The sequence below is a fragment of the Bacillus cereus group sp. BfR-BA-01356 genome (assembly GCF_022663635.1).
GTDB lineage: Bacteria > Bacillota > Bacilli > Bacillales > Bacillaceae_G > Bacillus_A > Bacillus_A cereus.
The window spans coordinates 1-15,756 of sequence record NZ_JAKUFX010000129.1; the positions used below are offsets into that span (position 1 = coordinate 1).

The window sequence follows — 15,756 nt, forward strand, 5'->3', positions numbered from 1 at the left end:
TTTATGAAGACGTTTAGCCACTTCCTATCGAATCCAGTGGATTTATTTTCAAAATCCTCTAGCAATATTTTTTGAAAATGTCCCCTTGACTTTTCATAGTTGGTCTTTCTTTACGATTTAGTTAAAACATATGAACAAACTTTTCATAAATAGATGTAAAACTGAAGCCTATAACAAATACAATAATGCACAAATATGTAGAAATAAGGTATTTGAAGACCATACCTGGCCGCGATGCAACTAACGTTTCATAAGATTCAGCCCGTAGTCTTCTCATTAACTTAATTTGATTATTAATTATCTCTCTACTTTGACTTTCGTCCATAACCATTGCTTGTTGCAAAGCAACCATAAATTGATATGCTGCTGGTATATCTACCTCACGCGCAAACTCTAGATATGGTTCAAAATTACCTGGTTCGAGTTCAATTTGTGCAATTAGATTTTCTACTAATGGTCTTAAATTATCTGAAGCATATTCTATTGATCTCTTAGTAGCTTCATAGGCCGTATATCTACCAATCATATAAGCCAAAGAAATCATGTATTCCGGTAATTCAAGCTGCATTCTTAATTGTTTCGCTTTAACGTTACTATTAAGTTTAGATTCCTTCACATAAAATCCCATAACAGCAAATACCAAAGCTAAAGGGAAAATTACTATTTTCAAATCTGGAACATAAAACATTAAACTAGCTATAACTAAAAAATTTATAATTGAGAAGGTAAGTTTACTAATAATAAACTCCATTGGTGTAAGACTCGAATTAACTTTTTTTAGTTTTTTCTCTAATTCTTTTTCACGTTCTTGTGATATCCAATTCTTTTTTAATTTTAAAATTGGATACAACATTGTATACAAAATAGGTTGTCTTTTATTTGCTACGTTACTTTTTTTTACAATGTTATAAATCTGAAACCTTTTACTTTTTTGTCTTTCCAGTACCAGGTTGTAAACCACTAATACAAAGAGTAAGACTAAGATAAATAGTAAAATCAAAGGATATAGATTCACTCTATCACCTTCTTATTATTTTATTTTTGTGATATCTTCCGTAGGATCATAGAAAGAATGTTTCTCTATCTTAAATGCACTAAATATGCATACTACAATTATTGCTAAAAGAATGAACCTTCCTTGTATTGTCCTTGCAAATACAACATAATCATCAGCATTGATCGCCAAGGCTGCAACTGGTAATGAAGCAAGCATTATAGCCGTTTGCTTAAATGTTCTCCTTTGCGGTTGCATACCTGATTTTAATTTTGCACGATATATTTTTTTATCTTGAAATTCATGTGCAATATTTAAAAGTATGTCATCCGTATCTTTACCTGTTTTTGAAATAAGGTCTAACATATCATGAAAGAGCTTAATATCTTTATAATTATATTTCTGTACGAATGAATGAAAGGCATCTCTAATACTTTTCCCATCTTCCGTGTATAAGATTAAACATCTTTCTACATCATCTTTTATAGGAGATTGTAGTAACGGCAAAACACTCTTAAAAGCTAACGTCATACTTTCATGTGTAGAAACTGCATTTGCTACAGCTTCTAAATAAACCATTAACTGATTTTCCACATATTCTTCGTATCTCTTACGCTTATAAAAGCCAATGATTGGCGGAAGTGATACTCCTACTAACACCCCGAATATTGTTGTACTTAATGACATAAAAAAACCATACAATGCAACGGCTCCAACTAGGGTCCCTATAATTAGTATGATTTGATAATCCCTGAGGGATAAATTCCAATTAAAATCTTTACTTTCCCTCAGAATATAGTTAGGACTGATCCATTTATACAATCCTTTTCTCTTTAAAAATTTCACTACCTTACCATCATCTTTTTCATTCATAACAATTAACTTGCCTTTTTTTCTTCTTTGAATTAAATTGATTCCCAAATTAACTACAAAGAATATAGCAACTACCATCAAAAAATATGGAAGATAATTAAGAAATACCAATTAATTTCTCCCCCTCTGTGGCTACAGGAAGTTCTTTTGCAACCTCAAGTTCAGATGTTTTAATTCCTTTAAATTTCAGCTTTTTAATCATTTTTTCACTCAATTTCCCTACTCTTTCATGGGAACCATTGATTATGAATCTTGTTTGATTATTTTCGTCCTCAAATTCTTCAATTTCTTTAACGTTAAATGAATATAAAGGTGTATAAATTAGCTTTCCATTTTCATAGCCGATATACTCTACAATTTCGGTTAGTCTTCTTTTTCCATCTAACATTAATTCAAAATGAATACCATAATCAAAATTTAAAGCAATACTTTGCTGTAAATATTCCTTGGATATATTTACAGCTTCTAAACACATACTAGAGTACCGTTCAACACTTTCAGCTGCACTTGGAGAATGTAAACTTGTAAGAATCCCATGACCAGTTTCCGCTAATTTTTTTGCTCCCCAGGCTTCTCTTCCTCTTAATTCGTTAATGCATATAATTTTTATAGTTTGTCTAACTACACCAGATAATAAATCTTCATAAGTAACAGAGGTAGAAGAATCCTCCCGATCCCTAGTTAGCCAAGTACTTAAATTCCATTCCTTTGAATATATTTGTTTCAAATTCATTTCATCAACATCTTGTAGCACCAACGTCTTATCGGTTTTCACTTTTTTACCTAAGAGATATTTCATAAATTCCGTTTTTCCACTGCCTGTTTCTCCAGATATAAGGATTCTTGAACGTGATTTCATCATTGCTCTAAAGAATGGAATCATTTCTTTACTTGCAAGACCTTCTTCCACTATGATCTCATCATTGATTCTTAAAGTTTTAGCAAATATCCGAATCGCTAATGAAATTCCATATTTTGAAATATCAAAGCCCACTAAATTAATTCGCATATTTGGAAAGTAAGCATCACATTTTGGCTTACTATGTGTCCAAGTTTGACCAGATGCATTTACAAACTTATTACATAAAGCTTCATATGACTCTTTACTTTTAAAGGTTACATCTGAAAGATAGTCACCTTTTTCTAAATCTTTTATCCATATCTCATCCCAGCTATTGCAAATAATATCTGTAATACTATCTTGCTCAGAAAATGGCTCTAATACATCAAGACCAGCTACAGCATCTACAATTCCTTTAGTAAGTTCTTCTAATGTAAAACCTTCTATATTAGGCTCTGTTGTAAGAAATTGAGAAACAACATCCTTTAGTGCTTCCTTTTTGGCTTCATCTCCAAATGATTCCTGGATTAATTTTTTATGATCCTTTAATAAAAATTTTTTTACCGTATCAATTAAATCTTGAGGTATTTCTTTGGTATTTGGTGTAGATGTATGCCCTCCAGATTTGATGTTATATATATAATTTTTTATATTTATCCTTTCTGGAATTGAAGGTATATAACCTAACTCTTCTAAAGAAATCACATTTTCCATAAATTTCACCACCCCTAGATCATTCAATTCTATTTACTTTTGAAAAGTCGGAATCCATTTTGTTCATTTCTGATAAAGCACCCTAATTTCCTAGCAATATTTTTCATGTAGTCATCAATTGTTTCTGATCCCAACTGTAGTGAAAACTCTACTTCCGCTCTTTCTGGATCATAAGGAATACAAGCCGTCACCTCAAAATCAACTAACATTTTGTAGTCCTCTTCATCAATTTTATTACTACATAGATTAAATACATGTACCCACTCTTTGTGTTGCAAATTTGCCTTTTTAAAAATATTTGTTATGTTCTTGTATCTCGATAAAACAATTGGATTTCCTGTTAAAATACTGACTACACTATCACATTTACTTAACATAGGTAAGCCAAAAACATTTTCTATTTGATTAGGCAACTGAAGTATTACATAATCATAATCTAGTGCCTTTAATTTACTAATAAAATCATTACTGAATTTCTCGACCAAGGTTTCTACATTTGTTTTAAAACGAGGAAAGCTCTCTTCCACAAAATCATTACTGAAAGTCAACAATTCCATATTACTTGGAATCCAGGAAAATCTCTTTCCCTCTCCAACCTCATTCTTTTTCAAGATATACTTTTGAATATCAAATCTACCTTCTAGAATGGCCTTTTCCATAAACAGTTCCATATTTTTTTCCGGATTAGATATTGCTGTTTTTTGTGCAAATGTAGCATTTAAATAATCTAATTCTAAATACAGTACCTTTGAATTAGATTCACCTATAACTTTTGCTAAAGATTGGCCGATTGTTGTTACGCCTAATCCCCTTTGCACACCATATATACCTATAATTTTCCCCATTATACAAACTCCTTCCTTACTTTAATTTATATGACTGATCCTGAATCCACTTTGTAATTAAATCATCATTCGTTCTTTCCACATTGGCATTATAAGATTCACCAGAAGCTACAGGAATAACTTCACCAATTAAGGCTCCCTTATTTAACAATTGATTTTCTTCCTCTGAAACTGCGAAAGTATAAATTTTGGCTAGTGGACGATTCTTCGCCTCATTATTTAGGTTGTCTTTATATGATCCATCGACTTCTACACTCTTAGGATCAAATACATTTGTAGCATTACTATCTTTTACTGAAGTTACCCTAACATGTTTTGCAACACGCCCAAACATAGGCTTTTCAGTATGATCCGTTTCATTCTTCACCTTACCTTTAAAATACAGGTCTACATAAGAATCTGGGATAATGCTATTACCAGATGACGTTTCAATATCTACCAATAACGGAAAAGCTACTTCATTTTTCTTCAAATTTAATATAGCTGCATCCGGCAATTCATCCTTTGGAACTACTTTGTCCTTGTACAATAAAGAATTCTTTGAAACTCCAAATCCGTTTACTGTATACTTACCTTCTAAATCTTTTACATTTGTAATAGCATTAGGAGCAATTGCATTACCAGGAATGACCCTCTCTTGTAACATATCCTTTGTAATTTTTGTTCTTGGTGGAATATCAACTTTACTGTAATAAACCTTAGTAGGATTTATCGCACTATTAATTCTGTAATTTTCATATCCCGCAATTGTCGCTACTAAGCCTACAGCAATTAATACACTCACGGTTTTCTTAGGAAGCTTTTTCACCAATTTCTTCAACTCCTATTTCGTTACTTTTTTCGCTTCAAAAATCATATTTTCAAACTGTCTAACTGTCGTTTGATCATCCGGTTCTTTTAAATATTTCTTAATAGGAATAGCAAAAGTGTTGTATGATTCGACTCCAATCATTGCTGGTTGAGAGTTAATAGCATAAATATTTAATCGTTTTTCACCATCATGGAAATTTGACTGATTAACATATTCTCTAATCAGGGTTTCTTTAACCACTTTCTCATTAATGGTTATTTCTTCATCAACTCTTAATTGCCCCATATTAATGCCTTTCGACATGGCTGTAGCTGTTGCTTGATGTAAGCTATTATCTTCATTTGTATCCGCTGCAAACATAAAACCGGTACTTGCTGTAAACAACATAATCCCGATCAACACCAGCATTATTACAACAAATTTTGGTGGTTGCATTGATTTGTACACCTCACCAACATATTTTTTCGTATACAAAAAGCCTGTTCTAAAAGCTAATTGCACTTTCAAAACAGGCTTTCTTATTATTTAAAATTAAATCTCGTTAGGAAATCACTATTCAGATTAACGTCTGAACCATGCGTCTTGTTATATTCTTTAATTTGCTTATACATTTCTGGAGTAATTTTATAACTCTCCATATGATAACCTGTTGGTATATCTTTTGGATTTGGATATTTCCATGTATTCCACCAGTCCGATAAACTAGTTAACATATGTTCTTTGTTTTTCCAGTTCCACCCTACTTGCCCTGGGAATGGATTTTGTGGATTTACAGAGCGTTTAATAAAATCATCGTTTCCTTTTTTATCACCAATCCCTGAACCTTCCACTTCAATTTTTCCCGTAAGACAAAGATTTAACTTATTAACACCCGCACCATAAGCCATTGCTTTAAATGAATACGTTCCATCTGCTTGTGTAAATTCGGTATACCACTTTCTCCCGCCATCTAAAATAGTTTCATTAGGATTGTATTTAGGATGCTTTTTATAGTTATCATTAAATACATTTCCTGAAAACTTTTCAACGTAAGTATGAGGTAATGACCAAACTTGATTGTATCCTCCTAGTGTTTCATCCATTGGTACTTTGTATCCATCTTCTGTTTTTGAATACTGTTGATGTTTAACCATTGTCGGAAGGAAAGACGTTGTACTCTTCACACCCGTAGCATGACTTGATGAATCTTCATTTGTGTAGGTTGTTTTCACTTCATAACTAAATCCATATCCTGCCCTTATTTTAGGCTTTGATATATTCACAATACTACCTGTTAAGCGTTCATATAATGTGTCCCTATCTCCTGCGTTATTAATTGTACGCACAACAGCTGTTACCGTAGCTGTAGAATTAGGCTGTGAACAAGTAGAGGTTTCATGTGAAGCAACATTAATTGGGGTATCCAATTTATTATTATTAAAGTTTGTTTTTAATACATCTTTACTATTATCATATTTTCGCGGCTTAGGATTGATCTCAGCCTCAATTTGTCCTGAACTTGGTACTTTCCAATCATAATACAAAACTTTAGATTGTCCTTCGGATAAATTGACCTTCTGTTGTCCTACTATATTATCTTGGAACCTGAGAACAACATTTGGAGTGGTGTTTTTATATTCACTCTCCAATTTATCTAATCTATCCCTTTTATTCTTCTCTTTATTTAATTTTTTTGTTTCTGTACTAATCATGGTTAATATTCTATCAAGGTTATATTCATACGATGAACAATCACGGGGAACACAATGTTGATTTCCTTCTTCATCTATTGTACAAATTCTATCATATCGACAAAATTTCAATTCTTCCCTCGCGTCTTCTTTTCTGTCCTCTAATTTATAAAGTTCTCGCTCTTGATCCTGAATTTTTCGATCTAATTCTTCTCGGTATTTTTTTCGTTCTTCTGAAAAATCAGCTCTTGAAACCTTAACCGGTGTTTTTACATTATCACCAGATTCAACCGTTTCACCCTCAATACGATCTACTGAAAAATCCATTTTGTACTTAAATGTATCTTCATCGCCTTCACCACCTGGAGTTGGTGGTTTCTCTTTGTCACAACCATTTCCCGAAATAGTAAAGGAAGTTTTCTTTTCCTTCGCTGGTCTTTGTACAGCGTCATAGACTTGTAATTTCGCTTCAAACTTCCCACAAGTCGTTGGTTGCCATCTTATAGGGCTACTTGATCCTTTCCCTCCAAAATATCCAGCATCGCCCTCTTGCGGCTTCTCTGAATCCTTCTTAGGATTAGAACGAATATATCCTTCTTTAGTATCAATTTCAGAACCATCTTTATATATTTTCAGAACCCATTTTACTCTATTTCGCTCCCCAGCCATTTCTGCATAAGGATTTATAGTTTCTGACCCGATATTATTATCTGTATATCCTTTATTTTTGGTTACATATTCAAAACCTTCAACCTGGAAATCTACTGTATTACTTTTAGGACCGTCAGATGCTTGGAATTTTTTCACATCCGGAAAACTAGTACGTACAATAAAGATATTAAATTTGTTAATATCCTTATGTAACCCTGCACCTGCCATACCACCTGAAAGATAAGCCATATCCCTAATCCAATAGAATTTACCATACGACTTAGGAAACGCAACACTTGTCACTTCATAAGGTAATATATACTTTAAAACAAAATCTGGATTTCCCCAATACTTTTGCGAAATCACTTGGGAATTTACTCTTTCCACTTCTGTAATCATTCTATTACCTAGTGGGATACCACTTCCTATATATCCATCGTTCGCTACATTAACAAAAGGTTCACTATAATCAACGCTCTGTACCAAGTTCGCTCTTTGGTTTCCCCAATCAAAGCTACCGTTGTAAAGAGCTGGGTAATGAAGGTCAGCTGTATAATAAATATCAGGTGGTGCATTAGGTGGTAAAAATTTTCCTGGTCTTAAATAATTACCTGACATTTGCAAACCCTCGCTCATTATCAAGGTTTCTTTCTTCCCATCATAAAAAGGAATATCACTATTCCGTGCATATGCAAAATTAGGAATAAATAACGAAATAATGAAAATACATAATAATAATTTTGATTTTATTTTCTTCATTATCTTCCTCCTTTTATATTTCGAGGAATATTTTTAATTTCTAATAAAAAAGCCGTTTTAGTAGGTTACTAAAACGGCTTTTTTCATTATTTTTTTGTGATTTGAATTGAAATCATTTGATCTTCCATTGTTGGACTGATATGAATTTTATAATCCCCTTTTTCAACATTCTTAATCTTCATTGGTGCTGAAGGGATTTCTTGAATTTCTTGGTCCAAATTCAAGCTTGAATTTATAAGTGAAACAAATTCTTTCGTTAGCTCTAACATAGCATCATTTGATACCCTAAAAGTAACTTGAAAATCGTCTGTCTCTATGCCAGCTAATCTAAATTGAGCTTTTGAACCATCTACCAATTTTACAATTGCTCCTACTTCACTGTACTTCAAGTTTGTTCCATACTTACTATTTATATTTTTAACAATTTGTTGAGCTTTAGTAGACGCTGCTTTATTAACAACCTCTGAACCATCATACCAAGCTTGTGTAAAAGTAAAACCATCTGTTGCTAAACTTGTTTCTAACCATTCTGGAACGTTAACTGGTTTAGTTTCTTCTCCAGTGTTTGGTTTTTCCTCTGGCTTAACTTCTCCGCCAGTATTCGGTTTTTCTTCCGGCTTAACTTCTCCACCAGTATTCGGTTTTTCTTCTGGCTTAACTTCTCCACCAGTATTCGGTTTTTCTTCTGGCTTAACTTCTCCACCAGTATTCGGTTTTTCTTCTGGCTTAGTCTCTTTCTCTATTACATTAATAGAATTAAATAGAAATTGACTATATTGCTCGCGTGTTACAACTGATGTTGGTGAATACATTTTGCTTCCTGTACCAATAGTAATGCCCTTCTCTTCTAAAGTACTAATGGCCTTGTACGCCCAGGAGTTTTTATCAACATCTACAAATGATGTATTTTTATTTCCTTCAAATTTGAAAGCATTTGTAAGTACCTGCGCCATTTGCTCGCGAGTTAAGATATCATCCGGTCCAAATTTACCTTCTCCATACCCCTTAATAATACCAACTTTAGAAAGTGCTAGAATCTCTTTTTCAAACATATGCCCTTTAATATCGCTATATGGGTTTTTGAAATTACCTGCATCTGCTGGCTTTAAGTAGTTATAGATCATGCGAGCAACTTGCCCACGGGTAACATTATCGCCAAAACCAAACTGTCCATTCCCGTAACCAGCAACAATATTTCTATTCGCTAAGTTTGTGATCGCTTTAGTCGCCCAGTGTGTATTTGGTACATCATAGAATGATATACTATCAGCTTTAACTTCTGCTGGCTTAATATGGTCAACATTGATTCCCATACCTGTTCCCATAATTGTTAAAGCTGCCGTTGTAGTTAGAATTGTTTTTTTCATGATTAATCCTCCAGTTTAATATTTCATCTTAATATACCTATAATACAAAATATATTACCACTGTAACAATACTAGCGACATAAAACCAGCAATTATAGAAATTGCTGCCGGAAAACGGTAACTCATACTGATTATTTTCAAACCTTCTGTTATTAGTTCAATGCTAATCTTCAGAAATTTAAAAGAATGGTAGCCGCTTATTGTTCTGGTAAATATATATTTTTTTACAAACAATAAAATCACAATTAACCCATATATTACTGCTGATAAAATGAATACTGTTACATGTAATAAAATCGGTATCAATAGCCAATGTATCTTCAAAGACCCTAAGATATATAAATACATAGATGAAATCACTATCATTTTTGTATCTCCAGGCGAAAACTTAGCCAATGGCATTTTTTCTCTAATTAACACACCAATTATTAATGTAACAATTGCGATTACGAGTAGAGCTAACACATTCTTATTCTGAATTACACAAAGAACTATTGAAAGACTAAAAAATATTAAGTGCCAATAGTTTTTAGTAATCAGATACTTTAAATCCATAAAAACATTTAAACTCATGTAAACTGTATATAATATCAAGGTGTTCACGAATTTTTAACATCACCACCTATAAAATCTAATTTCTTATAATTAGCGATTTTGAAGTCTACTTGAGAATAATCAATTTGTATAAAGTAAAAGAATAAAATTTTGTCAATTATGGCTAGATTGACGACCTCGTATGAGGCTGTTATAAGTTATTCCCACTCTAACTTATAACAGCCTCACACAGCACAACGTTTTCGGCATGTACGAAGAACCTCGTATATCTACCTTTTGATATTGATCGCTTCATCGAAACGTCTTCTTGGGATATTTCTCACGATTATATCAATCAGATTATCGATACACTGTTAAATTACGGCCACAGATGAGTTTTAAGTTCCACTCACCAAACTCTACTCGTCGACCTAACCCTCTAGTGACCATATCAAGGGCGGCACGCAATATTCATTTATCAAAGGATCAATTTGTGCTGTTTACAAAATTCCAAGTGGAATCCCCACCAAAAGATATTTCATTCTAACGGAATCTTAAAATACTCTCACAGCACACTTCAAAATCGCTAAACTTCAACTTACTCTGCAATCTTTTTGGGTTTTCTTATCACTACAAGCTCATCTTCTGGATTTTTCCTTTTAGCAATAAGGTTATTATTTTTATCCACTACTGATCGTACCTTATAATACAATTGGGCTATTTTTACGATTTCCCCTGTTTTATTTTCGATAGCGACAGCACCTCTTAACTGATATGTTTTCCCATCAAAAGTTTTTACAGAGTGAGCTTTACAAGATACATCATAAAATGTAAGCCTACTTTCTTTTTCCATAAACTCCCCCCTTTGAAGGTATTTTCTATCAATAAAAGAAAAATAATAATAAAATAATATTTTTTTATCTTATCACTGCTTATAAACCCGTCTTATCATTTACAATAGACAAGGGTATACATAATGATAAAAAGTAAATGTTTGAAAGCGATTAGTTAATGAGGTTATTTATCCTCAAGTTTGGCATGATACAAACTAGATTCGAACAGTCTTTCAAGAGGTTCTTTTAAATATGTACTTATTGTCCTAGCTCTTTTTGCATTAACACCACTTCTGCCTGTTTCAATGCTATAAAGAGTATTTTCTGGAATATTAGTACCTATTGAAAGTTCTCGTACAGTTAGGTCTTTTTCTTCCCTAACTTTTCGCAAAACTGTCGATTTAGTTTTATTTGACAAAGCCAAATACTCACCTCCTTGTTTATATTCTATTTGATTATTAATCAAACGTCAACATTTTGTTGATATTTATCATCAAAACGAAAAGGTTGGGTGTGAGCAACTTAAACTAATCGTAATAACATCGAAAGGTTGATTGCATTGAAAGACAATATTTTTGGTCAAAATTTAAGGAATTTAAGGACTTTACAGAGGTTAAGTTTAAGCACATTAGGCAAAGAACTTGGAGTAACAGGAAGCGCAATATCCGCCTGGGAACTTGGGCATAAGGAACCAAACTTTGATATGCTAAAGAAAATAGCAAATTATTTTAAAGTTAGCATCGATTATATGTTTAACCATCAAATTTTCGATAATGAGGCACAAAAGAGAGAAGTAGCCGGTCAATTGGCCAATGAAATATACGAAAGATATAAAAACATTCCAGATAGTAAAAAGCCTATGGTTAAGCAAGAATTAATAAAATATGTAAATTACCTGAATTTCACAGCACAGGTTGAAGATGAAGAATTAAAAAAAATAAAACAAAATACGGAAGAACATAACGAAAAGTAAATGGGTAGGGTATCTGTTCTAGGATACTCTACCCATTATTTTCTTCAAATTGTTGAAGCACACTTAAAATCTCATAAAAAAACTCTACAGGATTTTCCTGATTATTCAACGTATCCTCAATCAACTTTTTTTCTATTTGGTTTTCAATGAACTGTTGGTCTATTTTTTCAACTTTCACAAGTCCACCTCCACTGAATATCACATTTAATCAGATTGCAAAATTAATTTAAAATAAATCCAGGAATATCAGCAACATATAATACATTAAATAAAAATATAACGATTGAACGATGTTTATTATTCATTTCGAGTTCGTTCAACCGTTATATAAATAGCTATTCCTCCATAAGTTCTTCAGTTTTAATCCCTAGAGCCTCAGCTATTTTTTTGATATTTTGATAAGTAGGGTATTTACGCTCCCCACTTTCAATTTGAGAAAGCGTTGGCTGTGGAACACCTGACTTTTTTGCCAGTTCTAATTGAGTCCAACCTTTTTCCAACCTCGTTTCTCTTATCTTATGCACCATTGTACACAGCTCCTTAATATTCGATGATGAATAACTAATAACTGTTTATATGATACGGGCTTAAAATAAATTCGGGAAGGGTTAAAAAACCCCCCCTTCCCAAGATGAAAATTTAATGTTAAAATATTATATTTTATTAATATAAAAATCCAGTAAAGAGGTCTTTTTTCAAATCCTTCAATTACTTTATTTTATTATTTATCATCTTAAACTGTTTCTTTATAGTTTCAACTGATTTATATAACAGATCAGCAATTTGATTCTTATTTAGACCTTTCTCTTTTAACTTATATACTTCTTTCTCCGAAGGCGTTAAAACACTTATTTTCCTTTCTGTCTTCAAAGCGTTAACGAGTGTAGAGGAAACATCTGAATGAATACTTACCTTACCTTTATACGCATCTCTAATTGTGCCAGGAATGTCTCTGTATGAACTTTTAGTTAAATAATTAATCGCTCCACTATCGAAAGCCTCAAGGATAATTTCTTGTTCTTCCCAAGAAGTTAGCATAATAATATTCTTTAAACCTATATTATTTAAATGATTCGCTACCTGAAGTCCATTTAGATTTTCATCATCATTTGAATCTGATAGCGTTAAATCTAGTAATATAACATCTATATCCTCAATATTAATTTGTAGTGCTTCTTCTTTAGTAGCTGCCTTTTGAATAACTGTCATATCATGTTCTTTCTCCACGTATTCACATAAACATTTCATCCATACCGGATCATCTTCAACAACTGCCAATCTAATTATAGTCATCCCCTATGATCTCCCATCTATATTAAATTGTTCATTACTCTCGATAACTCTTCGAAATGGAAGTGATAATGTAAATGTAGTTCCTTGATTAACTTTACTCTTAATGGCAATATCACCACCATGCTTTTGCATCACATTATAGGAATATGTCAGTCCTAATCCGTAATTCCCTTTTGTTCCTTTCGTACTAAAAAATGGATTTAAAACCTGATCTACCGTATCTTTTGGAATACCTTTTCCATTATCAGTAATATCTATATAGATTCTTCGCCTAGTTTTATAAAGTTTAATTAATATATGTCCTTCGTTATTCATTGCCTCGAAAGCATTCTTAATTATATTTAATAATGTTTCTTGGATGTGTATAGGATCGGCACGCACTTTGGCATCAACTTCATACTGCTTAACAACCTGAATTTTTGAAGTTAGATATGGTTGTAGTAGGGCTAGTGTAGATTCAATATTTTCCGATAGCCAAAATTGTGATTCCTTTAAATTCATAACATCCAGTTTACTTTGAATACGTGCGGAAAGTTCTAGAACATGCTGGGTGGAATTGAGGATTAACTCTATATTTTCATTCGCTTTTTTATTTAAATTCTGTTCTTTTAACTGGTTTACTAAAAAATCAATTTTAGCTATTTCATTTTTTATTGTGTGATTTAATAAAGCTGTCCCAGATGCAACAGCCTTCATGGTGCTATCTCTATGCTGTCTTTCGAAACGGATTTTTACATCTAAAAATCCGTATCTTATAATAAGATATCCAAAAATACCAAATTGAGCTGTAATAACCAATGGATTATAAAACCATACTTCCTTTATCCCCAAAGCTTCTAAAACTATATTTGTAACCAATGCAAAAGTATTCACTGGAAGAATAACTAAGCATGTGAAAATTTTACTTTTCTTTATTGTTGGCCGTGTTTCTCGATAAGTAGAGTAGATCATTAAAATATTTGTTCCCATAACATAAGGAACGGTCCAACATGCCAGGGCAACATAATTCGCTTTAAATACAGGATATATTTGATCAATACTATACATATAGAAGACTGGAATTAAAAAAACTATATTCCTCAATAATCTTTTAAAATGTGAATTTGTCCTGAATACACCCGAAAACGCAACACCAAACATCCAAATAGCGTATGGAGTCATATAATGTCCCCATGATGTTGCTATTGCATCTATCCACAGAATTAATTCTGATCGATTTGGCCCATTACCCAGCATTACACCTAAACCACCAAATCCTCCATACAGAGCAATAGCACTTGCCCAGCGAGTTTCTTCGCTTTTTGGATTGGTAAGAAACAAAATTGCTGCCATCATCCATAGCAAAAATACCAGTACTATCATATATTCACCTCACTATTATTCGTTTTCGAATAAATTCTATAGTATCAGCTGCAATTTTCTTTTTATTAAGTACAATTCCAGCATGTCCACAGTTATATAAGTATCTTGTAGGTTTACCCCAAGATTCCCATAAATAACTTGTATCCTCCATATGAACGTACTGATCCTGTGTTGCTGAAATAAGTAAAACATTCTCTTTTTTCATCACCGGACTACTCTGACTAGGTTCTGTAGCCTTCCAACATTCTTTTAGCTGCTCATAAGTAACTCCGTTTTCTTCTAAATCCTTTTTTATATATTTCCCTGGATTCGTCTTCCAAATCGAATAAGATAGTCTGTTAGCATAAAATACAGATGTTAACACATCAATTTCAGGCTCAACTAAAGCTGTTAAATTAGTAATAATACCCCCTAAACTCACACCTATTAAAATAACAGACCCTTCTTTATTCTCCTTAATCCAATGAATTAATGCTCTAAGATCAACTACAGCTTGTTGTGTAGATTCTACCGTCCGTTGAATATTGGCACTTACCATATACTCACCACTAAACAGCGAACTCTCTGGTTTCCTCTCAAAATGATATGGTAGAGTAAAATAATACATATTCCATTCTAAATCTATCATTTTTTCATGATAAATATTCTCAATACGTTCCGTACTGTTCATGCGCCATCCATGAACAAAAATAACATTAGGTGCATTATTATTTTTATTTAAATAAGCCTTCCCTCTTACAACATCATTAAATACATCACCGGTTTTCACCTGACTTTTATATTCAAATTTAGCGATTTTATAGTTGTGTAAATTTGATACTTCATCATTAAATTGAATATCGATAGATTTATTAACTTTATAAAACGTTCCTATATCTTCAAAATCTATTGTTGGAACTCCAGAAAACTGGTATTCCTTACTTCTCTTTTTATGCAAATCATAAAGAGCGCATAAATCTATAAACTTCGAAAACAACACTATATTACCCCTCCGCTTTTCTTGAAATATATATAAATCCCCTCCTATAATCATCTATATTTTCCACCGAAAATATAGATGATTATAGGCATGGTCATCTGACCTAAACATTGTATAATTTATGACATCTTAAATCAAAAGGGATAAACCCCATGCCCATCAACTTAAGAGTGAGCACAACCTGAGCTTTCGACTCATCGGATCAAAACATTCCTAAAATAAAAGCATACTCTTAAAAATAAGCATCTCAAATAAAC

Annotated in this window: 16 protein-coding genes; 1 reads left to right on the forward strand and 15 read right to left on the reverse strand. The window is 32.5% G+C overall.

Going from position 1 to position 15,756, the window contains the following annotated elements:
* Positions 1-121: 121 nt before the first annotated feature.
* From MR168_RS27340 to MR168_RS27385, 10 genes are all read right to left on the reverse strand, one after another.
* Positions 122-1,000: a hypothetical protein gene (locus tag MR168_RS27340; protein ID WP_242291628.1), complete on the reverse strand. Its 879-nt coding sequence runs from the start codon at positions 998-1,000 to the stop codon at positions 122-124.
* Between the two features lie 30 nt (positions 1,001-1,030).
* Positions 1,031-1,978, reverse strand: a complete 948-nt coding sequence (locus MR168_RS27345; protein WP_242291629.1) for a type II secretion system F family protein — start codon at positions 1,976-1,978, stop codon at positions 1,031-1,033.
* Entirely contained in the window at positions 1,965-3,422 is a 1,458-nt protein-coding gene (locus MR168_RS27350; protein ID WP_000432469.1) for a TadA family conjugal transfer-associated ATPase, read from the reverse strand. Before MR168_RS27350 ends, MR168_RS27345 begins: the two co-directional genes overlap by 14 nt.
* 29 nt (positions 3,423-3,451) lie before the next feature.
* Positions 3,452-4,267: an AAA family ATPase gene (locus tag MR168_RS27355; protein WP_000516216.1), complete on the reverse strand. Its 816-nt coding sequence runs from the start codon at positions 4,265-4,267 to the stop codon at positions 3,452-3,454.
* 16 nt (positions 4,268-4,283) lie between these two features.
* Positions 4,284-5,075: a Flp pilus assembly protein CpaB gene (cpaB, locus tag MR168_RS27360; protein ID WP_242291634.1), complete on the reverse strand. Its 792-nt coding sequence runs from the start codon at positions 5,073-5,075 to the stop codon at positions 4,284-4,286.
* 15 nt (positions 5,076-5,090) lie between these two features.
* Positions 5,091-5,513: a DUF5411 family protein gene (locus MR168_RS27365; protein WP_001183011.1), complete on the reverse strand. Its 423-nt coding sequence runs from the start codon at positions 5,511-5,513 to the stop codon at positions 5,091-5,093.
* 86 nt (positions 5,514-5,599) lie between these two features.
* Entirely contained in the window at positions 5,600-8,158 is a 2,559-nt protein-coding gene (locus tag MR168_RS27370; RefSeq protein WP_242291630.1) for a conjugal transfer protein, read from the reverse strand.
* A gap of 86 nt (positions 8,159-8,244) precedes the next feature.
* Entirely contained in the window at positions 8,245-9,525 is a 1,281-nt protein-coding gene (locus tag MR168_RS27375; RefSeq protein ID WP_242291632.1) for an S-layer homology domain-containing protein, read from the reverse strand.
* A gap of 1,132 nt (positions 9,526-10,657) precedes the next feature.
* Entirely contained in the window at positions 10,658-10,912 is a 255-nt protein-coding gene (locus MR168_RS27380) for a hypothetical protein (RefSeq protein ID WP_000410280.1), read from the reverse strand.
* A 164-nt stretch (positions 10,913-11,076) separates the two neighbouring features.
* Positions 11,077-11,316 (reverse strand): helix-turn-helix transcriptional regulator, encoded by a 240-nt coding sequence (locus MR168_RS27385; protein WP_094398198.1) that lies wholly within the window; start codon positions 11,314-11,316, stop codon positions 11,077-11,079.
* A 135-nt stretch (positions 11,317-11,451) separates the two neighbouring features.
* Here MR168_RS27385 and MR168_RS27390 point away from each other — a divergent pair, with 135 nt between their 5' ends.
* A complete protein-coding gene (locus tag MR168_RS27390; protein ID WP_240835242.1) occupies positions 11,452-11,865 on the forward strand; it encodes a helix-turn-helix domain-containing protein in 414 nt (137 codons plus the stop codon).
* Between the two features lie 28 nt (positions 11,866-11,893).
* Here MR168_RS27390 and MR168_RS27395 read toward each other — a convergent pair whose 3' ends face one another.
* The 5 genes from MR168_RS27395 to MR168_RS27415 form a co-directional block, all read right to left on the reverse strand.
* Positions 11,894-12,043: a hypothetical protein gene (locus MR168_RS27395; protein ID WP_214931888.1), complete on the reverse strand. Its 150-nt coding sequence runs from the start codon at positions 12,041-12,043 to the stop codon at positions 11,894-11,896.
* Between the two features lie 157 nt (positions 12,044-12,200).
* Positions 12,201-12,392, reverse strand: coding sequence for a helix-turn-helix domain-containing protein (locus MR168_RS27400; RefSeq protein ID WP_240835243.1), 192 nt, complete (start codon positions 12,390-12,392; stop codon positions 12,201-12,203).
* Between the two features lie 181 nt (positions 12,393-12,573).
* A complete protein-coding gene (locus MR168_RS27405) occupies positions 12,574-13,158 on the reverse strand; it encodes a response regulator transcription factor (RefSeq protein WP_240835244.1) in 585 nt (194 codons plus the stop codon).
* A gap of 3 nt (positions 13,159-13,161) precedes the next feature.
* Positions 13,162-14,520, reverse strand: coding sequence for an ATP-binding protein (locus MR168_RS27410; RefSeq protein WP_240835245.1), 1,359 nt, complete (start codon positions 14,518-14,520; stop codon positions 13,162-13,164).
* Positions 14,521-14,524: 4 nt separating this feature from the next.
* Positions 14,525-15,499 carry an alpha/beta hydrolase gene (locus MR168_RS27415; RefSeq protein WP_242291633.1) on the reverse strand — a complete coding sequence of 325 codons (975 nt, stop codon included), beginning with the start codon at positions 15,497-15,499 and terminating at the stop codon, positions 14,525-14,527.
* Between the last annotated feature and the right edge of the window lie 257 nt (positions 15,500-15,756).

Bases quoted from the DNA above. Each gene is read 5' to 3' on its own strand.
- MR168_RS27355 (WP_000516216.1), bottom strand. From the start codon at position 4,267: ATGGGGAAAATTATAGGTATATATGGTGTGCAAAGGGGATTAGGCGTA.
- MR168_RS27370 (WP_242291630.1), bottom strand. From the start codon at position 8,158: ATGAAGAAAATAAAATCAAAATTATTATTATGTATTTTCATTATTTCG.
- MR168_RS27365 (WP_001183011.1), bottom strand. From the start codon at position 5,513: ATGCAACCACCAAAATTTGTTGTAATAATGCTGGTGTTGATCGGGATT.
- MR168_RS27400 (WP_240835243.1), bottom strand. From the start codon at position 12,392: ATGGTGCATAAGATAAGAGAAACGAGGTTGGAAAAAGGTTGGACTCAA.
- MR168_RS27375 (WP_242291632.1), bottom strand. From the start codon at position 9,525: ATGAAAAAAACAATTCTAACTACAACGGCAGCTTTAACAATTATGGGA.
- MR168_RS27350 (WP_000432469.1), bottom strand. From the start codon at position 3,422: ATGGAAAATGTGATTTCTTTAGAAGAGTTAGGTTATATACCTTCAATT.
- MR168_RS27410 (WP_240835245.1), bottom strand. From the start codon at position 14,520: ATGATAGTACTGGTATTTTTGCTATGGATGATGGCAGCAATTTTGTTT.
- MR168_RS27405 (WP_240835244.1), bottom strand. From the start codon at position 13,158: ATGACTATAATTAGATTGGCAGTTGTTGAAGATGATCCGGTATGGATG.
- MR168_RS27380 (WP_000410280.1), bottom strand. From the start codon at position 10,912: ATGGAAAAAGAAAGTAGGCTTACATTTTATGATGTATCTTGTAAAGCT.